This window comes from Streptomyces sp. SudanB182_2057, assembly GCF_964272715.1.
GTDB classification, from domain to species: Bacteria; Actinomycetota; Actinomycetes; order Streptomycetales; family Streptomycetaceae; genus Streptomyces; species Streptomyces rubradiris.
The window spans coordinates 3,907,598-3,931,721 of sequence record NZ_OZ186798.1 but is presented as its reverse complement, the minus strand read 5'-3'; the positions used below and the strand labels follow the sequence as shown (position 1 = coordinate 3,931,721).

Annotated in this window: 20 protein-coding genes, 1 tRNA gene and 2 pseudogenes; 11 read left to right on the top strand and 12 right to left on the bottom strand. The window is 71.1% G+C overall.

The features are described 5' to 3' along the window. Window positions 1–233: 233 nt before the first annotated feature. The 5 genes from ACSURM_RS17015 to ACSURM_RS16995 all read left to right on the top strand — a co-directional run bounded on the left by ACSURM_RS17015 (window position 234) and on the right by ACSURM_RS16995 (window position 4,452). The gene (locus ACSURM_RS17015) at window positions 234–1,085 is read left to right on the top strand and encodes a DUF5753 domain-containing protein (RefSeq protein WP_436956009.1); all 852 of its coding nucleotides are present in this window, start codon (window positions 234–236) and stop codon (window positions 1,083–1,085) included. A 13-nt stretch (window positions 1,086–1,098) separates the two neighbouring features. Further along, a complete protein-coding gene (locus ACSURM_RS17010; protein WP_436956008.1) occupies window positions 1,099–1,290 on the top strand; it encodes a DUF397 domain-containing protein in 192 nt (63 codons plus the stop codon). A 45-nt stretch (window positions 1,291–1,335) separates the two neighbouring features. Further along, the gene (locus tag ACSURM_RS17005) at window positions 1,336–1,536 is read left to right on the top strand and encodes a DUF397 domain-containing protein (protein WP_436956006.1); all 201 of its coding nucleotides are present in this window, start codon (window positions 1,336–1,338) and stop codon (window positions 1,534–1,536) included. A 272-nt stretch (window positions 1,537–1,808) separates the two neighbouring features. Continuing rightward, on the top strand, window positions 1,809–2,657 hold the full coding sequence (locus tag ACSURM_RS17000; RefSeq protein WP_436956004.1) for a helix-turn-helix domain-containing protein: 849 nt from the start codon (window positions 1,809–1,811) through the stop codon (window positions 2,655–2,657). 739 nt (window positions 2,658–3,396) lie between these two features. After that, window positions 3,397–4,452, top strand: coding sequence for a methyltransferase domain-containing protein (locus ACSURM_RS16995; protein ID WP_436956002.1), 1,056 nt, complete (start codon window positions 3,397–3,399; stop codon window positions 4,450–4,452). 10 nt (window positions 4,453–4,462) lie between these two features. Here the strand turns inward: ACSURM_RS16995 and ACSURM_RS16990 are convergent, their stop codons facing one another. Both ACSURM_RS16990 and ACSURM_RS16985 read right to left on the bottom strand, forming a co-directional pair. Continuing rightward, window positions 4,463–6,262, bottom strand: coding sequence for a potassium channel family protein (locus ACSURM_RS16990; protein ID WP_436961120.1), 1,800 nt, complete (start codon window positions 6,260–6,262; stop codon window positions 4,463–4,465). 90 nt (window positions 6,263–6,352) lie between these two features. After that, window positions 6,353–8,422 (bottom strand): NAD(+) synthase, encoded by a 2,070-nt coding sequence (locus ACSURM_RS16985; protein WP_436956000.1) that lies wholly within the window; start codon window positions 8,420–8,422, stop codon window positions 6,353–6,355. 245 nt (window positions 8,423–8,667) lie between these two features. On the opposite strand from ACSURM_RS16985, the gene ACSURM_RS16980 reads away from it, so the two are divergent. After that, window positions 8,668–9,036, top strand: coding sequence for a hypothetical protein (locus ACSURM_RS16980; protein WP_436961119.1), 369 nt, complete (start codon window positions 8,668–8,670; stop codon window positions 9,034–9,036). 350 nt (window positions 9,037–9,386) lie between these two features. Next, the gene (locus ACSURM_RS16975; RefSeq protein ID WP_436955999.1) at window positions 9,387–11,426 is read left to right on the top strand and encodes a hypothetical protein; all 2,040 of its coding nucleotides are present in this window, start codon (window positions 9,387–9,389) and stop codon (window positions 11,424–11,426) included. 156 nt (window positions 11,427–11,582) lie between these two features. Here the strand turns inward: ACSURM_RS16975 and ACSURM_RS16970 are convergent, their stop codons facing one another. Then, window positions 11,583–12,218: a pyridoxamine 5'-phosphate oxidase family protein gene (locus tag ACSURM_RS16970; protein WP_436955998.1), complete on the bottom strand. Its 636-nt coding sequence runs from the start codon at window positions 12,216–12,218 to the stop codon at window positions 11,583–11,585. Then, window positions 12,219–12,581 (bottom strand): ArsR/SmtB family transcription factor, encoded by a 363-nt coding sequence (locus ACSURM_RS16965; protein ID WP_391340883.1) that lies wholly within the window; start codon window positions 12,579–12,581, stop codon window positions 12,219–12,221. Between the two features lie 164 nt (window positions 12,582–12,745). On the opposite strand from ACSURM_RS16965, the gene ACSURM_RS16960 reads away from it, so the two are divergent. The 3 genes from ACSURM_RS16960 to ACSURM_RS16950 all read left to right on the top strand — a co-directional run bounded on the left by ACSURM_RS16960 (window position 12,746) and on the right by ACSURM_RS16950 (window position 16,273). Then, window positions 12,746–13,978, top strand: coding sequence for an MFS transporter (locus ACSURM_RS16960; protein ID WP_436955997.1), 1,233 nt, complete (start codon window positions 12,746–12,748; stop codon window positions 13,976–13,978). A 180-nt stretch (window positions 13,979–14,158) separates the two neighbouring features. After that, window positions 14,159–14,281 carry a hypothetical protein gene (locus tag ACSURM_RS16955; RefSeq protein WP_436955995.1) on the top strand — a complete coding sequence of 41 codons (123 nt, stop codon included), beginning with the start codon at window positions 14,159–14,161 and terminating at the stop codon, window positions 14,279–14,281. A 222-nt stretch (window positions 14,282–14,503) separates the two neighbouring features. After that, window positions 14,504–16,273, top strand: coding sequence for an acetyl/propionyl/methylcrotonyl-CoA carboxylase subunit alpha (locus ACSURM_RS16950; protein ID WP_436961118.1), 1,770 nt, complete (start codon window positions 14,504–14,506; stop codon window positions 16,271–16,273). 632 nt (window positions 16,274–16,905) lie between these two features. Here ACSURM_RS16950 and ACSURM_RS16945 read toward each other — a convergent pair. The 6 genes and pseudogenes from ACSURM_RS16945 to ACSURM_RS16920 form a co-directional block, all read right to left on the bottom strand. Further along, window positions 16,906–17,697, bottom strand: coding sequence for an ABC transporter permease (locus tag ACSURM_RS16945; RefSeq protein ID WP_436955993.1), 792 nt, complete (start codon window positions 17,695–17,697; stop codon window positions 16,906–16,908). Continuing rightward, window positions 17,694–18,671, bottom strand: coding sequence for an ATP-binding cassette domain-containing protein (locus ACSURM_RS16940; RefSeq protein ID WP_436955991.1), 978 nt, complete (start codon window positions 18,669–18,671; stop codon window positions 17,694–17,696). Before ACSURM_RS16940 ends, ACSURM_RS16945 begins: the two co-directional genes overlap by 4 nt. A 188-nt stretch (window positions 18,672–18,859) precedes the next feature. Then, the gene (locus ACSURM_RS16935; RefSeq protein WP_436955989.1) at window positions 18,860–19,702 is read right to left on the bottom strand and encodes a DUF4097 family beta strand repeat-containing protein; all 843 of its coding nucleotides are present in this window, start codon (window positions 19,700–19,702) and stop codon (window positions 18,860–18,862) included. A gap of 82 nt (window positions 19,703–19,784) precedes the next feature. Further along, window positions 19,785–20,297 carry a toxin-antitoxin system HicB family antitoxin gene (locus ACSURM_RS16930; protein ID WP_436955987.1) on the bottom strand — a complete coding sequence of 171 codons (513 nt, stop codon included), beginning with the start codon at window positions 20,295–20,297 and terminating at the stop codon, window positions 19,785–19,787. 472 nt (window positions 20,298–20,769) lie between these two features. Then, a pseudogene (locus ACSURM_RS16925) lies at window positions 20,770–21,681 on the bottom strand (non-reducing end alpha-L-arabinofuranosidase family hydrolase); the annotation flags it as partial. Window positions 21,682–21,919: 238 nt separating this feature from the next. Further along, the gene (locus ACSURM_RS16920; protein ID WP_436955986.1) at window positions 21,920–22,783 is read right to left on the bottom strand and encodes a hypothetical protein; all 864 of its coding nucleotides are present in this window, start codon (window positions 22,781–22,783) and stop codon (window positions 21,920–21,922) included. A 46-nt stretch (window positions 22,784–22,829) separates the two neighbouring features. Between ACSURM_RS16920 and ACSURM_RS16915 the strand changes: the two are divergent. After that, window positions 22,830–23,111, top strand: a pseudogene (locus tag ACSURM_RS16915) (tyrosine-type recombinase/integrase); the annotation flags it as partial. Window positions 23,112–23,206: 95 nt separating this feature from the next. On the opposite strand, the gene ACSURM_RS16910 reads toward ACSURM_RS16915, so the two are convergent. Together ACSURM_RS16910 and ACSURM_RS16905 are read right to left on the bottom strand one after the other, a co-directional pair. Beyond that, window positions 23,207–23,280, bottom strand: a tRNA-Pro gene (locus tag ACSURM_RS16910). Between the two features lie 65 nt (window positions 23,281–23,345). Further along, the gene (locus ACSURM_RS16905) at window positions 23,346–24,104 is read right to left on the bottom strand and encodes a Pr6Pr family membrane protein (protein ID WP_436955984.1); all 759 of its coding nucleotides are present in this window, start codon (window positions 24,102–24,104) and stop codon (window positions 23,346–23,348) included. Window positions 24,105–24,124: the final 20 nt, after the last annotated feature.

Genomic DNA, 24,124 nt, shown 5'->3' with positions numbered 1-24,124 from the left:
CCAACGCGGTGCGGTTGCCGCGCCTTGCGCCACCGTGGCCCGTCCGTTCCCCCGGGCACCCGCGTACGGGCGTGCAGAACGGCTGCACTGCGGATTTACTGGCGCGCTGCGCGATGCTGCTGAAGAAGGTAGCGGATCCGTCACACATGTTGTACTCAAACAGATAAATGGTGTGACTAGCTGGATCCGTGGTGGCCAACGGGCCACACTGAGATCCGACAGGAGGGGAGTCGATGCCACCAAGGAAGGCGCCGACCGCGCGGCAGCGCCGGTTGGGCGCTGAACTGCGGAAGATTCGAGAGCACGCCGGCCTCGCTCTCGCCGATGCCGCAGCCCAGTTGGGTACCGACCGGACCAGCATCAGTAACGTCGAGTCGGGTCGCTTCGGCGTGAGTGGCGAACGCGTTCGCACCTGGACCTCCCTCTACGGTTGCTCAGACGTCGCGTACATCGATGCGCTGGCGGCCATGGCGGAGGAGCGCGGCAAGGGCTGGTGGGAGGACTATCGCGGCGAACTCTCCGCAGGAGCGCTCGATCTCGCCGAACTTGAGTACCATGCCACCGCCCTGCGGACCGTGCAGATCATGCATATGCCGGGGCTGCTTCAGACCGAGGATTACGCGCGGGCCGTGTTCGCCGAGGCCGTACCGCCGTTGAACGACATAGACCTGCGTCGTCGGTTGTCTCATCGGCTGCGACGCCGGGATGTCCTCGATCGCCCGGACCCGCCGAGGTGTACGTTCCTGATCCATGAAGCCGCGCTCCGGATGGAGTTCGGCGGACACCAGATCGCCCGAGCACAGCTCGACCACCTGCTGAAGGAATCCCACCGGGACAACGTGATGGTGCGCGTGGTTCCGTTCTCCGTCGGCGGCTTCCCCAATGCCGGGAGTTCGACGCTCTACGCGTACGGCCCGGTTCCGCAGTTGGACACCGTCCAGACGGACACCCCGCATGGCCCCGCGTTCCTCGACGCGGAGACTCGTCTCGCCAACTACCGGGCCGTCCTGGACAGAACCGAAGAGAGGTCGCTCAGCCCGGCCAAGTCGCGTGACTTCATCCACGGCATCGCTCAACACATATGAAGGCATAGGGGCAATGGGAATTCAGTGGCAAAAGTCGTCGTTCTCGACGGACGCCGAGGGTAACTGCCTGGAGGTCGCGATACAGGACGACGTGATACTCGTCCGCGAGAGCGATGCGCCCGACATGGTCATCAGGACCACCCGAGCGAAGCTCGCGGCGTTCCTGAAGGGGGCCAAGGCAGGCGAGTTCGACCACTTCGTCTAGCAGTTCCGCTCGCACCGCATCGCTAGAGAACGGTGAGACCTCCGAATGGGTAACGACATCAAGTGGCAGAAGTCAAGTTTCTCCGGGGGCGGCGGTGAACAGTGCCTGGAGACCGCGGAGAGCAACGGGCAGATCTTCTTCCGTGAGAGTGGTAACCCGAAGCTGATCATCACGACCAGCCGCGAGAAGCTCGCCGCGTTCATCCTGGGGGTGAAGGCGGGGGAGTTCGATCATTTCGTGAACTGACAGAATCAGCATGCTAACAACAGCGCCTCCTCCATCCGGGGCGCACATGCGTGAGTTGTTCATGGCTGGCCGGTAGGTGACCTTGACGGGGTCACCCCATGGGCGATGGTCGAGCAATCAGACGCAATCGGATCGACACCGTGTTCCAGACCATGAGACCGTCATCCGACTGCTTGAAGTCAAGCTTCGGCACGTCTCCCGACACGACGGTGAGGACAGGGCGAACGGTGCTAACCAATAAGCCTGAGGAAGAATGGTCCGGCATCTGAGCCATGGCGGCATCGTCATCCTCCAGTGCCCAAGCGGCCCGTGAAGCGCTCGCTGTGCGTCTCACGCACCTTCGGCAGGACGCCGGCCTCACCGGGAAGGAACTTTCCGCTCGGTGCGGCTGGCACCCCGCGAAGACCACCCGTATCCAGAAGGCGGAAGTACAGCCGACCGACGCGGACATCAGAGCCTGGTGCACGGCTTGTGGTGCTGCCGACCAGGCGGACGATCTGATCGCCACGGCCCGCGCGGTGGACTCGATGTACGTGGAGTGGCGCAGGAGCCACCGGACGGGCATGCGCAAGACCCAGGAGCACTTCTACGACCTCTACGCGCAGACTGGCGTCACCCGCGCTTATGTCTCCAACGTCGTGCCCGGCTTCTTCCAGACCCCTGCCTACGCCACCGCTCTCATGGAGGCCATCACCGACTTCCAGGGCACCCCCGACGACGTCTCGGAGGCTGTTGCCGCCCGCGTCGCCCGCAGCCGGTTCCTGTACGAGGGCGCACACCGGTTCGTCGTGCTCATGGAGGAGTGCGTCCTGCGCTATCGCGTCGGAGACTCCGGGATGATGGTTGGACAACTGCGGCACCTGCTGAGCGTGATGACTCTCCCCTCCGTCTCCCTTGGCGTCATTCCCTTCACCGCTCAAAGGACCATGTGGCCGCTGGAGGCCTTCTACCTTCATGACGGCACTCGCAGCGTCGTGGAAACTCTCACCGCCGTGGTCAACTTGGTGCAGCCACGTGAACTGTCCGACTACCGCCGGGCGTTCGGGGAGTTGGCAGAGATGGCTGTTTATGGTGATGCCGCCCGCGCCCTGATCAACGTAGCGATCAGCTCTATTGGTTGATGTCGCGCAATTACCCGCAATTTCATTGAGGCACGGATCGGGGCCCTCGTACGGTCCTGTCCGGTTCCACTGCGGCGGACCTGCCCGGAACCACGTTCGCGACACGTCGTTCGCGCCTATCACCCGGAGACTCGCATGACGCTGCGTGCTGCCCTGCCGCAAACACCCGCCTCCACCTACGTCGCCGTCGATCAGGCGGGTGTCACCAGGGCCCTCTACGTGACCGACGGCAGCGGTCCTCTGACGCGGGCCGTGCGTCACCAGATGGTGCTTCAGCGGTTGGCCGAAGGCAGTCGGCGCGGGCGGGTTGCTCCCGGACAGTGCTGACCGTGCCGGGTTTCGCCCGGAGAAAGGAGATCGTCGTATGGGGAAACACCCTCTGCCTTCGCCTCCGCCCGAGCCCCCCAAGCCACCCAGCCCCCGGCCGGTGGACCGGGCCGTCAACCGAACCACGACACACGAACATCAAGGAGGCTTCCATGGGATGGGGAACCGGTAAGGGTGGATCCGGTGGCGACGGCAAGCATGCCGGGGGTAAGGACCCGGGTACGTCGAAGCCGTCTCCGGACACCGCTCAGCCGAAGCCTGACCCCAAGCACAAGAAGGGCTGAGCCTCGGCATGTGCGCCATGAGCAAGGAGGAGCAGGCCGCCGCGTGTGGTCTGCTCCGCGCCCTCAGGGAGGAACTGGGGCCCTTGAGCCCCGAGTTGGAAGTCGCCTCTCGCCGTGTCCCTCGGCACATGTTCCTGCCTCGCAAGGTCTGGCTGGACGACGAAGGTGACTGGGTGACCTGTCACCGTGACGCGGAGCCCGAGCGATGGCTCGCCGCCGCCTACGCTGACGCGCCGGTCGTCACGCAGGTCAATGACGGCCGGGAGCCACAACATGGTGACGTCTGGCCGTCGTCGTCCGCCTCCGCGCCGTCCATCGTGTTCCGCATGCTGCGGATGCTCGATCCGCACCCTGGGGACAGGGTCCTGGAGATCGGCACCGGCACGGGGTGGAACGCCGGTCTGCTCGCCGCTCTGCTCGGCGACGGGAACGTGACGACCGTGGACGTGGACCCCGCACTCACCGGGGCCGCCGTCCGCTCGCTGGAGGCGCTGGGCCTGCACCCGCGGGTCGTGTGCGCGGACGGCGCCGGCGGACACCCGCCCTGGGCACCGTACGACCGGATCGTCGCCACCTGTTCCGTGCGCCGCCTGCCCTACGCGTGGGTGGAGCAGACCCGGCCCGGCGGGATCGTCCTCACGCCCTGGGAGACGCCCTGGTTCTGCTACGGGCTGCTGCGGCTGCACGTGGGTGGCGACGGGATCGCCTCCGGGCGTTTCGCACCGTACTCCGCGTTCATGCTGATGCGCGGACAGCGTACGGACCTGCGGATCTACCGCGATGTGGTGCGGGACGGGCATACCCCCGAAGAGTCGGTGACTGGTCTGGATCCGTGGCTCGTCGCCGGCGCGGATGCCGACGCCCGCTTCGCCGTGGGGCTGCGGTTGCCGGACGTGTGGCACGCCTGGCACGAACGGCCGGACGTTCCGGGCGTCGCGACGCGGCTGTGGCTGGCGACCACGGATGCCGGCTCCTGGGCCGCCGTGGACTGGGACGGCTCCCCGGACGCCCGTGCGTACACCGTCTGGCAGTACGGGGACCGAAGGCTGTGGGACGAGGTGGAGGCCGCTTACGCGTGGTGGGTGGAGCAGGGGCGCCCCCCGGTCGATCGGTTCGGGCTCACCGTCACGACCGACGGCGGGCGGGCCTGGCTGGACGACCCCTCCGCTGGCTGGGCCCTCTGACGCGGCGCGGTCAGCGGAGTTCCGCCAGGCCCGTGCGGGTCGCCGCCACGACCACGCGGTCGCCCTTCTCCAGGACGTGCCCGGAGGAGGTGTCCGGGTGGCCCAGCCGGGCCAGGGCGCGCCAGGAGCCGGTGTGGAAGGCCTCGCGCAGGGTGTGGCCCTCCAGCTGGGGGTGGCCGTCGACGTCGACCGCGGCGAAGAGCAGTACCCGCCGTTCCACCGCGATCGCGCCCAGGACCTGCCGGCCGAGCATCGCCCCGGCGAACGCGGGCGCGGCCAGATGGGTGACGCTGCGGCTGCGGGTGAGGGCGTTGGGGTGGGCGGCGCGCAGGGTGCGGTAGACGGCGGTGGCGAAGTCGTCGTCGTACAGCCGCAGCACCACCCGGAGGTCGGGGCGGACGGTGCGGGCGTAGAGCGCGGCCTCCAGGTTGGTGGTGTCGGCGCTGGTCACCGCGAGCAGCGTCCGCGCCCGGTGGATCTGGGCCGCCTCCAGGACGCCCTCCTGGGTGACGTCCCCGAGGACCACCGGCACCCGCAGCCGGCGTGCGGTGGCCAGGCCGCGTGCCTCCGGGTCGGACTCGACGCACACCACGGGGACGTTCAGCTCGCGCAGCCGGGTCAGCACCCGGGTGCCGATCTTGCCGAGGCCCAGCAGTACGACGTGCCCGCTCAGCCCGCGGGGCGGCCGGCGCAGGGTGGAGGCGGTGCGGAAGGTGCCGAACGCCTCCAGCGCGGCGGCCAGCAGCACCGGCAGGAGGAGCAGTCCGACGAGTGCGGACAGGAGCTGGAGGACCTGACGGCCGAGGGGTTCCTTGAACGCCGGGTCGTCGATGGCGAACAGGTCGAGGAGGGTGATGTAGCAGGCGCGCAGCAGATCGATGCCGGTGATCAGCCACAGGGCGACGGCCAGGGCGATCACACAGCCGGCCAGTCCGGCCAGCGACCAGCGCAGCCGCCGGGAGAAGAGCGAGGCGAGCGGCATGACACCGGTCAGCCGGCGGACGGGCGCGGCGGACTCCGCGTCCGTGGGGGAGGAGACGTGCTCCAGCACCACGGCCTGCCGGCCGGCGGCCCGCCGTACCTCCTCGTCGCCGGGGAGCAGCACCGGTGGCTGCTCGCCGTCGGACAGCAGGGCGAGGGTGGACAGCCCGGCCCCGTCGTCCCCGGGCAGCGGGCGTTCCACGGCCCGCAGCAGCAGGCTCTCGGTCTGTACCACCCTGCTGGTGCCGGTGACGGCGGTGGCCGCGAGCGCGGGCGCGGCGGTGTCGGCGTCCGACAGCACGGTCGTGGAGGCATCCAGCCCGGCACCCGGGCCGGCCACCCCGTCCCCGGCGGCCAACGCGGCGGCCTGGTCGAGGAGTTCCTCGATGTGCCCGCCCAGCCGCCGGTTGTAGAGCCGGAGGACCAGCCGCAGCCGGGGGTTGAGCCGGCGGGCGGTCAGCGCGGCGCGGATGTTGGTCTCGTCGTCGTCGTACACGAGGGCCAGCGCGGCGGCCCGTGCCACCCCGGCCTCCGCGAGCACCGCCTCGGTCGGCTCGGTGGCCTCCAGCACGGCCACGCCGTCCGCGCGTTGGCCGGCCGCCGGACCGGCGGTGGGCTGCCCGGTCGCGCCCGCCCGGCCGACCGTCCCCACCGCGGCGCTGACCATCCGGTCGAACAGCGCCGCCGACGCGGCCCGGGCCCGGCCGACCACCGGGGGTCGCGCGGTGCGCCGGTTCGGCGGTACGACGAGGGTCACCTGCTCGTCGTAGACCCCGCGCAACTCGGCGGCCAGCCGGTGCGCGAGCCCGTCGTCACCGCACACCACCATGTGTGCCTGCGGGACCCCTGGTCCCCCCTGATACGGAACGCTCGCCACGAGGGGAAAGAGTGGCCGAAGCCGGAGCCCGGTTCCAGGCGGCTAGCGGGCCTCGGCCGCCGCCGTCTCGAAGTCGAAGCGGGCCAGGTCGCGCAGCCACGACTCCGCGTTGCCGTCCGAGGGGGCGCGCCAGTCGCCGCGCGGGGAGAGCGAGCCGCCGGCCGAGACCTTGGGCCCGTTCGGCATCGCCGAGCGCTTGAACTGCGAGAACGCGAAGAAGCGGCGGCAGAACACCTCCAGCCAGTGCCGGATCTCGGCCAGGTCGTACGCCACCCGCTTGGCCTCGGGGAAGCCCGGCGGCCAGGCACCGGCCTCCGAGTCGTGCCAGGCGTGCCAGGCCAGGAAGGCGGTCTTCGAGGGCCGGAAGCCGTAGCGCAGCACGTGGAAGAGGGTGAAGTCGTGCAGCGCGTACGGGCCGATCTTGGACTCGGTGGACTGCATCTCCTCGCCCGGCACCAGCTCCGGGCTGATCTCGGTGTCCAGGATCGCGGACAGCACCTTGCCGGTCTCGTCGTCGAACTGGCCGCTGGCGATGACCCAGCGGATCAGGTGCTGGATGAAGGTCTTCGGCACGCCGGAGTTGACGTTGTAGTGGCTCATCTGGTCACCGACGCCGTACGTGGACCAGCCGAGCGCCAGCTCGGAGAGGTCGCCGGTGCCCAGCACGATGCCGCCGCGCTGGTTGGCCAGCCGGAACAGGTAGTCGGTGCGCAGGCCCGCCTGGACGTTCTCGAAGGTGACGTCGTAGACCGGCTCGCCGGCGGCGAAGGGGTGGCCGATCTCCTTCAGCATCAGCCGGGCGGTCGGCGTGATGTCCAGCTCGGCGGCGGTGACGCCGAGGGCGCGCATCAGTTTGTGCGCGTTGTCCTTGGTGTGGTCGCTGGTGGCGAAGCCGGGCAGGGTGAAGGCCAGGATGTCGCTGCGGGGGCGGCCCGCGCGGTCCATCGCCCGGGCGGCGACGATCAGCGCGTGCGTGGAGTCCAGGCCGCCGGAGACGCCGATGACGACCTTGGGCCCGCCGATCGCCGCGAGCCGCTGCTGGAGCCCGGCGACCTGGATGTTGTACGCCTCGTAGCAGTCCAGGGCGAGCCGGTCGGGGTCGGCGGGCACGAACGGGAACCGCTCGACGCGGCGGCGCAGCCCGAGGTCGGTGCGCGGCGGGTCCAGCTCGAAGGAGACGGTCCGGAAGTCCCCGGTGCGCGCGGCGTGGGCCCGGCGGTTGTCGTCGAAGGTGCCCATCCGGTGGCGTTCCTGCCGCAGCAGGTCGAGGTCGACGTCGGCGACGGTGTACTGGTCGCCGAGCGGGAAGCGGTCGGACTCGGCGAGCAGCACCCCGTTCTCGTAGATCATGGTCTGTCCGTCCCAGGACAGGTCGGTGGTGGACTCGCCGAGGCCGGCCGCCGCGTAGACGTAGGCGGCCAGGCAGCGGGAGGACGCCGAGCGGCACAACAGCGCGCGGTCCTCGGCCCGGCCGACGGTGATGGGGCTGCCGGAGAGGTTGACCAGGACGGTGGCCCCGGCGAGGGCGGCCTCGGCGCTGGGCGGCACCGGCACCCACATGTCCTCGCAGATCTCGGTGTGCAGCACCAGCCCGGGCACGTCCTCGGCCGCGAACAGCAGGTCCACCCCGAACGGCACCTCGGCGCCGGCGACGCGGAGGGTCCCGCCCCGCTCGTCGTGGCCGTCGGCGATCTGCCGGCGTTCGTAGAACTCGCGGTAGTTCGGCGGGTACGACTTCGGTACGACGCCGAGGACGCGGCCCCGGTGGACGATCACCGCGCAGTTGTAGATCCGGTGGCGGTGGCGCAGCGGGGCGCCGACGACCAGGACGGGCAGCAGGTCGGCCGAGCCGGCGACGACCGTGTGGAGCGCCGCCTCGACCTGGTCGAGCAGCGCGTCCTGGAGGAGCAGGTCCTCGATGGAGTAGCCGGTCAGGCCCAGCTCGGGGAAGACGGCGACGGCGACGCCCTCGTCCGCGCACCGGCGGGCCTGGCGCAGGACCGCCTCGGCGTTGGCGTGCGGGTCGGCGATGACGGTGTGGCCCGTGCACGCGGCGATGCGCGCGAAGCCGTGGCTGTACAGCGACCAGAAGTTCAACGGGGCTTCCTTCATGATTCAACAGACCGCACTGACGAAGCGATTCTCCTCCTGAGGGAAGCCTAGATCCCGGCCGCGCGCAGCCCGGGACCCGGCCACGTACTCGGGTACCTGCGCGCATGCGGCTGAGTACGCGCGCCCTGTGTGCGGGCGGCGCGCGGCGCGACGGTGGAGGCATGCGAAAAGGAGCAGGGAAACCCACGCGCCTCGCCCGCAGGGCGTTGCCGGTCCTCAGGGCGTTGCCGGTCCTCGCGCCCGCCGTGGTCGCGCCCCTGGCGTGGGCCGGCTGGCTGGGCTGGGACCAGCGGCGGGACGTCCACGCCGACGGCACGACGACCGGCCCGTACCAGGCATGGCAGGTGATCGGCCTGGTCCTGACCCAGCTGGCGCCGGTGTACTGGGCCACCGTCCGCCGCCATCCCGTCGCCGCCGTCCTCGGTACCTCGGCCGGCCTGACCGCCGCCGCGTACTACGACTGGTCCGACGACGCCAGCGGCCTGTTCGTGATCGGCGTGGGCCTGGTGACACTCGGCAGCCTCACCGCGACCACCGCCGCGACGGCAACGATCACCTCCATCCACCGCGCCCGCACGGCCGGCGAGCGACCTACGGCCGGGCGGCTGTCGTAGGCGGGGGGCGGTCGCGCACGCGTTAGCACAGTCCTGCCGTCAGTGAGGGAGGAACGGGAGAAATCCGACGAGACGACTTCTCCGCTGCTAGCTTTTTCGGGCAGTCACATCAGCGGACTCCAGCTCCTCACCTTCGCCCCCCGCGGGCGGTGGGCGGCTACGCCGGCGCTCAGGGCCGGTACGTCTCGGAAGCGCGGTCGAGCGTGCTGATGCCGTCTCGGACACACCGGGTCCCGGCCCGGGCGAACCGAGGGGGAGAACGGAGAACAGCGTGACCGATCTCCCCGGACCTCCACGGCGTCCGGGCGCGTGCCCGGGCGGACCCCGGGACGAAGATCGGAGAACACCTGATGGAGCCCTTTTCCGGCGCGGGCGAGACCGTGCTGCCCCGCCCCGTCGAAGCGTTGCCCACGCCCGCGCTCGCGCCCGCGACCCGCAAACTCGCCGACAAACTCATCGAACGCTTCACCATGGGCGAGTCGGCCGCGACGGCCCTCGCGCAGGCTGTCGTCGACCCGTCCGCCGCGCGTCAGGCGGCGGAGTCGCCCGAGCGGCTGCGGGTGCCCGGCGGCGTGATCCTGGCCATCCGGGCCGAGGTATGGACACGCCACGTCATCCCCGATCCGCGGAACCCCCGGATCGCCTCCTCGCGACGGCACCCGGCCTCGAACCTGGTCGGCACCAGCGAGAGCACGCGCTTCCGCCCGCTGGCCGAGCCCGCGGCCGCGCCCGGGGGCCGCCCGGAACTCGTCCAGCGGCTCGCCAACCAGGAACACCTGGCGTGGGCGGCGCAGCTGGCCAAGGACTACGTCCTCGACCACAACGACTGGCGGGAGTCGCTCCGGCACCAGGGCGTGATGACCGAGGTGTGGCTCGCCGCCACGGCCTTCCAGCACGAGGACGGCACACCCGGCGTCACGGTGCCGGTCACGGTGGAGGGATCGAGCCGTGTGACGTGTGCGCACGAACTGCTCGACCTGAGGTCCGCCGACGTCCCCTACATCCGGGACACCACGAAGCTGCGCTCCCACATCCGCAAGCTCAACGAGGCGATCACGGCCGCCGGCGACCCGGCGCAGATCGACCCCGCGGTGGCGGTCACCGTGCGCTGCGAGCGGCTCCCGGCGCTGCTGCTCGTCGGTTTCGAGCCGCACGACGGCGCCACCACCGACTTCTGCGTGGCGGTGAAGTCGCTGGTCGCGCTGCGGCACGTCGATCCCCCCAAGCCCTGGGGCGAAGCCGCGGAGAACGAGGCCCTCGCCGACGCCGTGGTGGACGAGATCGAGCGGCGCAAGCTGATCACTCGGGTCAAGGCGGACTGGCTGCGCGGTGCCCTCACCCCCGATCAGGCCAAGGCCGCCGGGTTCAACGACGACCCGGCCGTGCGGGCCGCGGCGATCGTCCGGCTCTTCGCCGAGCGCGACCAGAAGATCCACGCCGCCGTGCGGATCGCCATCACCGGACAGAGCACCCGCAAGAACATCACCACCAAGCTGCTGCTCGACGTGGCTTCCTCGTTGGTCATGCGCTCGGTTCCGGAGGATGACGCCCGCAAGCGGGAGCGGACGCGGAAGTACCTGAAGTCGGCGTTCCCGGGCGAGCTGGCCAAGGACTGGCAGGCCACGTTCCGCGGGACGGAGGACCTGGCCCAGGCCGCGCTGACGGAGGTGGCACAGGGCGATCCCGGCGTGGCGACCAGGGAACTCGCGGCCCGCAGCGCCTACCCGCTGGTGATCAACGGTCAGCTCACGGGCGACCGGGGCACGCAGAACAACGACCAGCCCGATCGCCGCCATCCGGGCGAGGTCATCGACCGCATGCGCAGCACCCCGCACGGTGTGCACCAGCTGAAGCAGACGCTCCTCGACTCCGCGGCGGGCCGCAGGGCCCGCAAGGTCGACGAGACGGGAAAGGTCATGCAGAACGACGACGGCCGCGACATCCTCGTCACCGACGCGGACCTGCGGCGGACCTTCCCGCCGGCCGGCGAGGGCCCCTCACCCGCACCGGCTCCCCGGAACACTGCCGAGATCCTCGGGAACACCCTGCACGACCTCGCCACCTCCGTCCACGCCGTCGCGAGCGCGGTCAAGGCCGTCGAGGCGGTCAGGGGTGACGACGGGACCCGTGCCATCGATGCGCTGGGCGCCGACCGGGCCGACTGCGAGGCATGGCGGACCGTCCTGCAGGACGTCCTGTTCAAGCTGCCGGTCTGGCAGCAGCGGAGCGTCCAGCGGCACGGCATCCTCACCGAGGACCCGTACGACCTCGACGGGGACCTGGACGACGGCGACGCGGAGCTGGACGACGGCGACGCGGAGCTGGACGCCGGTGAAGGCGTGGAACCGGACGACGAGAACGAGTCCGACGGTCCGTCGGCCGACGCGTAGCGCCTGCCGGGGCGGTGGCCGGCGCGCCGGCCACCGCCGCTCCGTCGTTTGTCCGGGTCTGTGGAACTCCTCGGCCGGGACCGGTTGCCGGCGCGGCTCGGCACCGTGATCCGGAGATCGGCGGGGCAGGTCGCCGCGGGGTGTCGTGGGCCGGGGTCAGTCCGTCTCGCCGAGTTCGGCGAGGCGGGCGCGCAGGCGGGCGTTCTCCTGCTCCAGGGCGTCCATGCGGGCGCGGACGGGGCGGAGGGCGGTCTCCAGCTCCTCCTCGGAGTAGCGCGGGGTGATGTGCTGGTGGCAGTTCCAGTTGAAGCCCTCGACCTCGACGATCATCAGGCGCTCCACCTTGCCGTCGGTGCGCGGCTTGTCGAGCCGTTCGGTGAGCGCGGGATCCTCGTCGAGTGCCTGGGTGCGGGCCCGGCCCAGCAGCTTCAGGCGGGCCTGCCGGGCGTAGTCCATGAAGAACAGCGCGACCCGGCCGTCGGTCCGCAGATTGCCGGTGGTGATGTACTGCCGGTTGCCGCGCACCTCCGCCCAGGCCAGCCGCCGCTCGTCCAGGACGTGCACGAAGCCGGCGGGGCCGCCGCGGAACTGGATGTAGGGCCAGCCGGTCTCGCCCGTGCTGGCCAGGTAGAAGCCGTCCCGGCTGGTGAGGAACGCGGCCTCGTCGGGGCCGAGTTCGTCCGGGCCGGAGTCGGGCTGGGCGAGGGCGCGTACCCCTAACAGGCCGCTGCCCTGCTCCTCCTGGACGCGGCGCACGCTGTCCGTGTAGGCGAGGTGTGCGAACCGTCCCATCTAGCGCTCTCCCTCCCCGTCGTCCGCGGCCGTGCCCTCCCGCGCGGCCGGTGTGGCACCCAGGACGGAGGCGAGCAGGCCGGGGAAGCGCCGCTCCAGCTCCTCGCCGCGGATCCGGCTGACCCGGGTGTTGCCCCGCAGATGGGTCTCGACGAGGCCGCTCTCGCGCAGGGTGCGCAGGTGGTGGGAGACGGTGGAGCGCCCGACCGGCAGCTCCAGCGCGCCGCAGGGCGCCTCGCCGACGGTGTCGAGCAGCCGCACGATCTGCAGCCGTACCGGGTCCGCGAGGGCTTGCAGCACGGTGCCGATCTCCACTGTGGCGAGGTCCGGCTGCGGCAGCCGGGTCTCCTCCGTCGTTCGCATCCTGCCTCCAGGCTCTTCCCGCCTCGCGCGGCCCGGCGGCACCGGGGCGAGGGAGGCGAGGTCACGCGACTATGGCGATGTCGCTCGACATCTACGATACACATCGAACCTCTATTACGATCGGGATCGACATACCCAACGCTCATCGAAACTCAGGTGCTTCCATGACCCCTCCCGCCGCACAGCAGGGGCGCGCCTGGCGGACCCACGCCTGTGTGCTCGCGCTCGGCACGTTCGCCGTCGGCACCGACGCGTTCGTCATCGCCGGTCTGCTGCCCGACATCAGTGACTCCCTGGACATCTCCGTGGGCGCGGCGGGCCAGCTCGTCAGCGTCTTCTCGCTGGCCTACGCCCTGCTCTCCCCGGTGCTCGCCGCGTTCACCGCGCGCTGGTCACGCCGTACGGTGCTGATCACGGGCCTCGGCGTGTTCGCCGTCGGCAACGTGGTGACCGCCCTCGCCCCCGACTACGCGCTGGTCCTGGCGTCCCGGGTGATCGCCGCGGCCGGCGCCGCGATGTTCACCCCCAACGCGGGCGCCACCGCGGCGACCCTGGCCGGACCCGAGCACCGGGGCCGGGCGATCGCCATCGTCACCGTGGGACTGACCGCCTCGCTCGCGCTGGGCGCGCCGCTGGGCACCGTCATCGGCGAGGCGCTGGGCTGGCAGGCCACCATGTGGTTCGTCACCGCGCTCGCCCTGGTCGTGGCCCCGGTCATCGCCCTGCGGCTGCCCGACGTCACCCTCGGCGGCCCGACCCAGCTCCGCCGGCGCCTCGCCCCGCTCGCCGACCGCAAGGTGGCCATGGTGCTGGCCGGCACGCTGGTCGCGTTTATCGGCATCTACCTGCCCTACACCTACATCAGCGCCGTCTTCGAGCCCGCCACCGGCGGGGACGGCGGCAAGGTCGCCGTGCTGCTGCTGGTCTTCGGCGTGGCCGGGACCGCCGGCAACCTCACCGCGGGCCGGCTCGCCGACCGCAAGGGGCCGCGCACGGTCGTCATCGGCGCGACGCTGCTGCTCACGGTGGTGTTCGCGGCCATGGCCGGCATCCGCTCCTCCTACCCGGCGGCCATCGTGCTGACGGCGGTGTGCGGCGTCGCCTCCTGGTCGGTGACCGCGCCGCAGCAGCAGCGCGTCATGGCGCTGGCCAGCCCCGGCAGCGAACCCTTGGCCGTCTCCCTCAACGCCGCCGTGATGTACCTGGCGATCTCGCTGTCCAGCGCGCTGGGCGCCGGGATCCTCGGCGCGACGGGCGCGGTGTGGATCGCCTGGGCGGGCGCCGCCTTCGCCGTGGCCGCGGCGCTGGTCACGGCTGCCGCCGCCCGCACCGAGCGGTCCCGGGCCGACACCGGGGAGCCGGAGCCGGCCGGGGCCCAGGGGGTGTCCGCCGGCTAGCGGCCCACCCGGCGCCAGGCACCGGTGACCGGCGATGTGCTTCCCGGGGCGGGAGCCGCATCGCCGACGCCCCTCGCCGGAAAGGGAGTCGGCGGGTGCCCCGGCCATGCGCGGGTACGACACACCCTGCGCACGGCCGGGACACTCCGGCCCCTTTCGGAGGTCTGCCCGGTCGGCAAGGTGGTCGGCATCACCGCAGACCAGCCACGGTCCCTGCTGGACGGGCCCGGCTTCCTGCCCGGCGACGACCAGGAGCGCACCGCCGGATTCCTGGCCTCGCACAGATGGCGGACCTCCTCGTAGCCGACCGACCGCCGCGCGGTTCCCACGCCCGCCCGGACCACCACGTACGGCCGCGCGCCGCCGTCGACCACCGGCGGACCCCGCTCCGGCGCACCGGATTCCGCGGCGGGGTCACCGGATGGGCGACATCGGTACGGGCCCCGGGGTGGTACGGATGGGGAACGGGAGGCAGTCACTGTTGGCGCCGGTGCGGTGCGCCGGGGAAGGGATCTCGAAATGAGTCTGCGCAAGGTGCTCATCGCCAACCGTGGCGAAATCGCTGTCCGCGTGGCCCGGGCCTGCCGGGACGCCGGGATCGCGAGCGTGGCCGTCTACGCCGACCCGGACCGGGACGCTGTCCATGTCCGTGTCGCCGACGAGGCGTTCGCCCTGGGGGGTGATACCCCGGCCACCAGTTACCTGGACATCGAGAAGGTGCTGCTGGCCGCCAAGCAGTCCGGCGCGGACGCGATCCATCCCGGTTACGGCTTCCTGTCCGAGAACGCCGAGTTCGCGCAGGCGGTCCTGGACGCCGGGCTGATCTGGATCGGCCCGCCCCCGCAGGCCATCCGCGACCTGGGCGACAAGGTGGCGGCCCGCCACATCGCCCAGCGCGCCGGCGCCCCGCTGGTCGCCGGCACGCCCGACCCGGTCAGTGGGGCGGACGAGGTCGTGGCGTTCGCCGAGGAGCACGGCCTGCCGATCGCGATCAAGGCCGCGTTCGGCGGTGGCGGACGCGGCCTGAAGGTCGCCCGCACGCTGGAAGAGGTCCCCGAGCTGTACGACTCGGCCGTCCGCGAGGCCGTCGCCGCCTTCGGACGCGGTGAGTGCTTCGTCGAGCGGTACCTGGACCGGCCGCGGCATGTGGAGACGCAGTGCCTGGCCGACAAGCACGGCAACGTCGTCGTGGTCTCCACCCGCGACTGCTCCCTCCAGCGCCGTCACCAGAAACTGGTGGAGGAAGCCCCGGCCCCGTTTCTGTCCGACGCCCAGTTCAAGGAGCTGTACAGCGCTTCCAAGGCGATTCTGAAGGAGGCCGGTTACGAGGGCGCGGGCACCTGTGAGTTCCTGGTCGGGCAGGACGGCACGATCTCCTTCCTGGAGGTCAACACCCGCCTCCAGGTCGAGCACCCGGTCACCGAGGAGGTCGCCGGCATCGACCTGGTCCGCGAGATGTTCCGCATCGCCGACGGTGAACCCCTCGGCTACGACGACCCGGTGCTGCGCGGTCACTCCTTCGAGTTCCGTATCAACGGCGAGGACCCGGGCCGCAACTTCCTGCCCGCCCCCGGCACCGTCACCACCTTCGAGGCACCTTCCGGCCCGGGCGTGCGGCTGGACGCGGGCGTGGAGGCCGGCAGCGTGATCGGCCCGGCCTGGGACTCCCTGCTGGCCAAGCTCATCGTCACCGGCCGCACCCGCAAGGAAGCCCTCCAGCGGGCCGCCCGCGCCCTGGAGGAGTTCCGCGTCGAGGGCATGGCCACCGCCATCCCCTTCCACCGCAAGGTCGTCACCGACCCCGCCTTCGCCCCCGAACTCACCGGCTCCAACGAGCCGTTCACCGTCCACACCCGGTGGATCGAGACCGAGTTCACCAACGACATCAAGCCCTTCACCGCCCCCGCGGACGCGGAGGAGGACGAGACGGCCCGCGAGACGGTCGTGGTCGAGGTCGGCGGCAAGCGCCTGGAAGTCTCCCTGCCCTCCTCGCTGGGCATGAGCCTGGCCCGTACCGGCCTCGCGGCCGGGGCCAAGCCCAAGCGGCGCGCGGCCAAGAAGTCCGGCCCCGTCGCCTCCGGCGACACCCTGACCTCCCCGATGCAGGGCACCATCGTCAAGATCGCCGTCGAAGAGGGACAGGAAGTCAAGGAAGGCGACCTGGTCGTGGTCCTGGAGGCCATGAAGATGGAACAGCCCCTCAACGCCCACAAGGCGGGCACCATCAAGGGCCTGACCGCCGAGGCCGGCGCCTCCCTCACCCCCGGCACCACCATCTGCGAGATCAAGGACTGACGGGATCGAGGGGGAGCGGGGTCGTCGCGTACCGCTCACTCCAGGTCGATGTCGATCAGGAGCGTACGCGGAGACCCGTACCGCGAGGGGAGGCCGAGGGGCGCCGGAGCCGCTCGGCGCCCCTCGGGCCACGGAAGCCGGCGTCGGCGGGACGCGACACCGGCGGACGCGCCGCGCCGACGGGACACGGCGTCCGCCCGGTGCGGGCGCTTCCGGTCAGCGCCGGCCGATGGCGCGGCGGCCGGGCGGGACTCGATGACCGAGCGGACTCGGCCGGCGAGCGGGACCCGGCGGCCGGCCGGGGAGGAGCCAGGCGCTGTTCACGCCGTCCATCGAAGCCGTCCTCGCGTGCCCCCGGCAAGCCGGAACCGGGAACCATGACACGTCCCTGACGCGCGCATACGCCTCCTTGACGAGGGCCCCGGCACGGTCCCGGGGCCGTATGGAACGACTTCTGGGCCGGTACGGACGGCTGCGGGGCCGGTACGGACGGCTGTGGGGCCGTACGGACGACTACACGGCCGTACGAAACGACACCGGGGTCGCACGGAACGACCGCGGGGGCGGTGCACGTCGGCGTGATTGCCGGACGTACACCGCCCCGGAGCGGGACGCGTCAGAGAGGACGGCCGTTACTTCGGTTCACGGGCGAAGAGCGAGGTGGACCAGACGTAGCCGAGCACCGCCAGTCCGACGCACCAGGCGACGGCCAGCCATCCGTTGTGGCCGATCTCGGTGCCGAGCAGCAGCCCGCGCAGGGTCTCGATGGCCGGGGTGAACGGCTGGTACTCGGCGATCGGCTGGAACCAGCCCGGCATCGCGTCGACCGGCACGAACGCGCTGGACAGCAGCGGCAGCACCATCAGCGGCAGGGCGTTGTTGCTGGCCGCCTCGGCGTTCGGGCTGGACAGGCCCATGCCGACCGCGATCCAGGTGAGCGCCACGGAGACGAGCGTCAGCAGTCCGACGGCCAGGAGCCACTCCAGGGCGGTGGCGTCCGTGGCCCGGAACCCGATGGCCACCGCGACGGCCCCCACGAGCACCACGCTCATCACGCACTGGAGCACGCTGCCGACGACGTGCCCGACGAGCACCGACCCGCGGTGGATCGCCATCGTGCGGAAGCGGGCGATGATGCCCTCGGTCATGTCCGTGGCCACGGACACCGCGCTGCCGATCGTGGTGCCGCCGATGGTCATCAGCAGGATGCCCGGGACGAGATAGGCGAGGTACGCGGACCGGTCCGCCCCGCCCTTGCCGATGCCCGCGCTCATCACGTCACCGAAGATGTAGACGAAGAGCAGCAGCAGGACGACCGGCGAGAGCAGCAGGTTCAGCGTCAGCGACGGGTAGCGGCGGGCGTGCAGCAGATTGCGGCGCAGCATCGTCGAGGAGTCGCGCACGGCGAGGGAGAGGGAGCTCATCGGACATCCTCCGGGGACAGGGCCGGCTGGTCGGCGCCGGCGGTGAGGGCGAAGAACACGTCGTCGAGGTCGGGGGTGTGCACGGTCAGCTCGTCCGCCTCCACACCGGCGGCCTCCAGCCAGTCGAGCAGGGAGCGCAGTTCGCGCTGGGTGCCGTCGCTGGGGACGCGCAGCGCCAGCGCCTCGTCGTCCGGGGTGGCCTCGCGCAGCGCGGAGGCGGCGGACCGGTACGCGGCCGGGTCGGTGAAGGCGAGCCGCACATGCCCGCCGGGGACGAGGCGCTTGAGCTGGTCGGCGGTGCCCTCGGCGGCGATCCGCCCGCCGTTGAGCACGGCGATGCGGTCGGCGAGCTGGTCGGCCTCCTCCAGGTACTGCGTGGTGAGGAAGACGGTGACCCCGTCCGCGACCAGCTCGCGGACGATCCCCCACATGGTGTGCCGGGAGCGCGGGTCGAGGCCGGTGGTCGGCTCGTCGAGGAAGATGATCCGCGGAGCGCCGACGAGCGTCATGGCGATGTCCAGACGGCGCTTCATGCCGCCGGAGTAGCTCTGGGCGGGCTTCTTGGCGGCATCGGCCAGTCCGAACCGCTCCAGCAGCTCGGTGGCGACCCGCCGTCCCTCGCGCTTGGACAGATGGTGCAGATCCGCCATGAGGAGCATGTTCTCCTCGCCGGTGATCAGCCCGTCGACGGCGGAGAACTGCCCGGTGACCCCGATCGCGGCGCGCACGGCCTGCGGTGCGGCGGCGAGATCGTGGCCCGCGACCCGGGCCTGCCCGCCGTCGGCGGTGACGAGCGTGGAGAGGATCTTCACGGTGGTGGTCTTGCCGGCGCCGTTCGGTCCGAGCAGCGCGAACACCGAGCCGGCGGGGATGTGCAGATCGATGCCGTCCAGGACGGTCTTGTCACCGTAGGACTTGCGCAGCCCGACGGCGGAGATGGCGGCGGCCGACCGCTCTGTGTTGGACGTGGGCATGACAGACATGTCGATGGAGCCCTCCCGTTCGGGCCGAGGAAGCAGAGGTAGTGGAGGAAGTTGAGGAGCTTGAGGAAGCAGAACCGGCAGAGCAGGCAGGTGACGCGGAGCCGGGGGAACAGGCAGATGAAGCGGAGGAAGCGGGCAGGGAGGCCGGCGGGGAAGGCGGCGGCCCCGTGGCCCGGTGCTCAGCTCCGGGCGCGGCGGATGTCGATGTTGCCGTAGCGGGTGCGGGCGCGGACCTGGACGGTGTCCTCGGCCGCGTCCGGGGCGCCGGAGGCGGTGAGCGTGTTGCGCACCTGCCCGGCACCGGAGCTGACGTCGAGCCAGGCGGCCGTGCCCTCGCGGATGCCGAGGTCGATGGCGCCGTAGGAGGTCTCCAGCTGGACGGTGCCGCGGGCCACGTCCCCCACGCGCACGGTGCCGTGGGCGGTGGTGGCGGTGACCGAGTCCTCGGCGCGCCGCACCTCGATGTCGCCGTTGGCGTTGCTCACCCGCAGCGCGCCGGTCGCGACATCGACGGTCGTGCCGCCGTGCGAGTTCTTCAGCACGGCCGGGCCGTCGAGGAGGCCGACGCGCAGGCTGCCGGTACTGGTGCTGATCTCGGCCCGGCCCGCGACCCGGTCCACGGTGATCGAGCCGTGTGAGGCGGTCAGCTCCAGCGGGCCGGTGGCGTCCAGGCGGACGTCGCCGGACGAGGTCTTCACCCGCACCTCGCCGAGCCGGCCCTCGCCGAGCACCTGGGTCCAGGCCCCGGTCATGTCGACGCGGGAGCCCGCGGGCAGTTCGACCGTCACGTCCACGACGCCGGAGCGGCCGAACAGGTTGGACTTGGGCGTCCGGATGGTCAGCGCGCCACTCGCGCAGGAGACCTCGGTCTGGTCGGCCGCCCGCACGTCCAGGTCCTTCTTCGGGTTGCGGGCCCGTACCTCCACCACGGTGTCGAGGCGGTCGCTCGCGGTGAACTGGATGGAACCGGCGTCCACCCGCGCGGTGACCGAGATCGGTTCGGGAGTGTCGAAAGAAGGCATGGCTGTCCCGTCCTCGTGAGTCTTGGGAACGTCCCCGCAGGTGGGACGTGGTGTGAGAGAAGTGGGGCGGGCGGGGCGCCGACTAGCGCACCCAGCCCGTGAAGCGCTGTCCGACGGTCTGGCTCTTCTCGGGCGTACGCGGCCGGGAGCCACCGTCGACCGCGGCCGACACGGCCCGCACCAGCCAGGCGTTGACCGACAGCCCCTCGCGGCTCGCGGCCTCCTCGGCCCGGGCCTTGAGCTGGGCGGGCAGCCGCAGATTGACCCGGGCGGTCCCGCCCTCGTCCCCCTCGGCCGGTGCCTGGAAAGCCTCGACGGGCGCGGCCGCCTCCACGGGACCCCCGGCTTCGACGGCCGGCAACGCCACCACGAACTCCGGGTCGAGCCCGCGCAGCCGCACGTCCACCGACCCCGGGGCGAGTTCCCGGGTGACTTCGTCCATGGCGGCGGACAGTACGTTCAGCATGGTCAGCCGAGTCGCCGACTCCAGCGGAGCGGTCAGCCTCTCGGCCAGTTCCCGGGCATCCTCCCCACCGGCTTCGGCGGCCACCGCGAGTTCACGGCGGAGGGTTTCGACATAGGGCGTGAGGTCCATGACGCCATCATGGCACCATAATGGCGCCATAGGCAACCCCGTGATGCCAAGGATGGAGCCGCAAGTGGCGCCACTTCCGCATATCCCCAGGTCAGGCAAGGTTCAAGGCGGTTCAATAACCCCATCGATCGATGCGAAGGCGGCCCGCAGGCCCAGGGGACACCACCACCCGGCACCGCGGTGACACCACTTGGCACCACGATGGCACCCAGTGTGCGGGGGGTGGACGATGCGCGGGGGATGGACGGCTTCCACGTGGACGCGAGCGCGTACCTGGCCGAACTGCCGCGACCGCGCGCCGGCCTGCCCCGGGCGCCACCCGCTGCGTGAAGGACCTGGAACTGGCCGGGGTCCACCTCGCCACCGACATGAGCGGCGGACTGGTGTCCAGCGCGGGGATCTGCGGGCCGTCTGGGCGGAGGAGCCCCGGCCGGCGCGCGGCTGGGGCTCCTGAAGGCGGTGACCGGGCGGGTCAGCGACGCAGGGTGAGCACGCCCGGCCGCCAGGGCAACTCGTTGTAGGGCATGCCCGGGGTGACGGCGGCGGGGGACAGGCCCTGGTAGAGGAGCTGGAGGTTGCAGGGGTCGATGGTCATGGTCTGGTCGGGGTTGTCGCGGATCAGGTCGCCGTGGCTGATGTCGTTGGTCCAGGTGGCGCCGCTGTTGGCCTTGCCCGCGAAGGGGTTGCTCTCGGTACCGGCCTGCGGGGTCCAGGACCCGTTCAGGCTGGTGGCGGTGAAGGAGCGGAAGTAGCGCCCGTTCACCCCCATCGCCTCGACGATCATGAGGTACTGGTTCTGGCCCTTGACCCTGTAGACCTGCACCGCCTCGAACAGGTTGGCCGTCGTGTCGCTCATGACCGTGGTGTACGAGGAGCCGAAGTTGCCGGGGAAGTTCCCGATTGGCATGCTCGCCCGGTAGATCTTGCCGTTGTCGCCGGCGAAGAACAGGTACATGTTCCGGTCGTCGGCGATCAGGGTCTGGTCGAGCGGGGCGCTGTCGGGGATGCCGCCGGTGAACAGCGGCTGCGGGGCGGACCAGCCGTTGGGGTCGGTGGGGTCGCTGGAGGTGCGGTAGATGAAGGGCGAGGCACCCCACTGGGAGGCCAGCACCCAGATCTTCTTCGGCGCGAAGTAGAACAGCGTGGGCGCCACCGCGGACTGGCTCATCCCGGTCTGGCCGGCCGACGCCATGTCCGACCAGTTCGTGAAGGGCCTGAACGCCATGGAGCCGTACGACGTCCCGCCCGACACGTTCGAGCCGTAGACCAGGTGTCTGCCGTTGTACGTCACGGTGCTGAAGTCCTTCAGCGAGGTCCACCCGTACGCCGGCTGCGCCAGCGCACCGGTCGAGGACCACCGATAGGCCGCCGGAAGCGCACAGGAGACACCGGAGGCCGCCTGAGCCGGACCGGCGACGAACGGCGCCGCTAGAGAGGCCAGGGCCGCGAACACGGCGGCGAGCGCCACGGACGGACGTCCGCGGCCGAACTTTCCTAAGTGCATAGGGACCTCGCCATCCTTGAGTCGACGTCTTCGATACGTTCGCAATATCGAACAAAGGCCGATGAGCCGAGCAACCTGGATGATGAGAGAACCCGTGAACAGCGTCAATACTTCGCGCTCACTCGGAGTCCGCCTGCAGCTCCTCGATGACCCGCTCGGCCATGCGCCGCGCGGGCTCCGACCGGGGGTCCTCGGGGTGGGCGTGCGGCCCGAGGATCTTCGAGCAGACGAACAGGGTCATCAGCTTCCCCTCCCGAGTCTCGAAGTCCCGCCGCCGCTCGTGCCGCACACGGTCCGCCAGCGCGGGGACGGCGAGCGAACTCGCCCACAGGGAGGCGGAGTCCAGCCCCTGCGGGGCGTTCCCCCAGTCCTCCCAGTCGAAGAGACTGAACACCGGGGCCGTGACATTGGCCCAGTTCAGGTCGGCGTGGGCGGGCACCCAACGCTGGACGGTCGTATCGAAATCGCCGGGAAAGACAGTCCGAATGGCCTCGGTGACCGACGTCTGGGTGATGGTCTCGGTGTCGGGTGTGGCGATCCGCCTTGTCTGGTGCGCTGCCAGCGCGTCCAGAGAGGCGTTCAACCCATCCCACCACTCGTCCGAGAGTTCCGGGGCCTCACTCAGAATGGCGTTTCCGACTGGAGCGGCGGGCAGAAGGTCAGTTTCGTCCGCCCGCCACATCACCTGTTCGTTCGTGTCCCGCCAGACCAGGCACCCCCGCCAGGCCGGCTGGGCGACGCCGTCCAAGCGGGCGGCGCACTCCGCGCCGTTCCACCCTTGATCGGTGATCCTGTCGAGCAAGCGTCGCTCGATGCGGACCCAGGTCTCGCGGTCGGTCCGTGCTCCCACGGACCGACGCTTGCGCACCACCGTTTCCGGTAGGAAACGCACCTGCAGAGACCGGGCCACGCGATCCAGAACCTCGTCAACTGGCTGCGCGCGTAGGTCAACAGTCTGACTCGCGGAGACCGAGAGCGTCATACAGGCGACCGTAGCAGCGGGGCAGCGCGAGGTAGTCGTCGGCCATGGGCAGCCGCTCGACGCCGCGAACGTCCGTCGCGCCTTCCGCCAGGCGCTGAAGGGCATCGACGGGATCGACCCCGACGAGTGGACCCCGGGGGAACTGCGGCACAGCTTCGTGTCCCTGCTCTCCGACCAGGGCGTGCCGCTGGAGGAGATCTCCCGGCTCGTCGGACACTCGGGCACGGCCGTGACCGAGGAGGTCTACCGGAAGCAGATCCGGCCCGTGATCCAGACCGGTGCCGTGGTCATGGACGGGATCTTCGGCACCGACCCGGGACGCTCGTAGACACTCGGAAAGCGATAGTCACGCAGATAGACACGCAGGAAAGCCAGAGGGCCCTCACCGAATCGGTAAGGGCCCTCTGACCTGTTACTTGGCTGTCGGGGTGGCGGGATTTGAACCCACGACCTCTTCGTCCCGAACGAAGCGCGCTGCCAAGCTGCGCTACACCCCGGTGTCGCTGCTCTCGCGGCGACGACGTTTACTTTAGCCCACTGGGGGCTGTAGACGAAATCCGGTTCAGAGGCGGTGGCGGGTCGGGGTCGGGCGGGTGTGGTCCAGGGCCACCAGGAGGACCGACAGGGCGTAGATCCCGAGGCCCAGGAGGAGGGCGTTCGCCAGGGTGCCGGGGTAGCCGTCAGCCGTCGCGTCCAGGAAGGGATAGAGGTGGCGGGACGGGTCGGTCGGGGGGAGGAGCGCGGCCCGGATGAAGGTGAAGGCCAGGTAGGCCACGGGGTAGAGGAGCCAGGGCGCTGTCTGGCGGAGGCGCAGGCGAGCCGCGGGGGTGAGCAGGAGCCAGTCCAGTACGGCCGCCGCCGGGACCAGTACGTGGAGTATCTGGAGCGCCGTCCACTGGGCTTGCCAGCGTTCCGGCGCCGTCGTCGCCCCGGTCATGGAGAACGGCGGCGTCGTGTGGGCCAGGAGCAGGTGGTAGACCAAGGCGCCGGTCACGACGTAGAGGAGGACGGCGCCGGTCACCGCCGACGGGAGCGGGCGGCGGGCCCGCCAGGCCCTCGTCGCCGACAGGAACGTGACCACGGCCAGCAGCGCCGTGGCCTGGACGCTGAAGTAGCTCAGCATGCGGGTCGGGCTGCCCAGCAGCAGTTCCAGCGCGACCCCGCACGCCGCCGTCACGGCGATCAGCAGACGGAACACCGCGGCCGTCGGGCGGCGCACCGGGGCCACCACCGCCGTGGCCGGGACCGGGGCGGGCAGCAGGACGGGCGGGCCCGGGACCGCGGGCAGGTCCGGGATGTCCCTGGGTATCGGGGCGGTCATGCCCTCACGCTAGGAGCGGG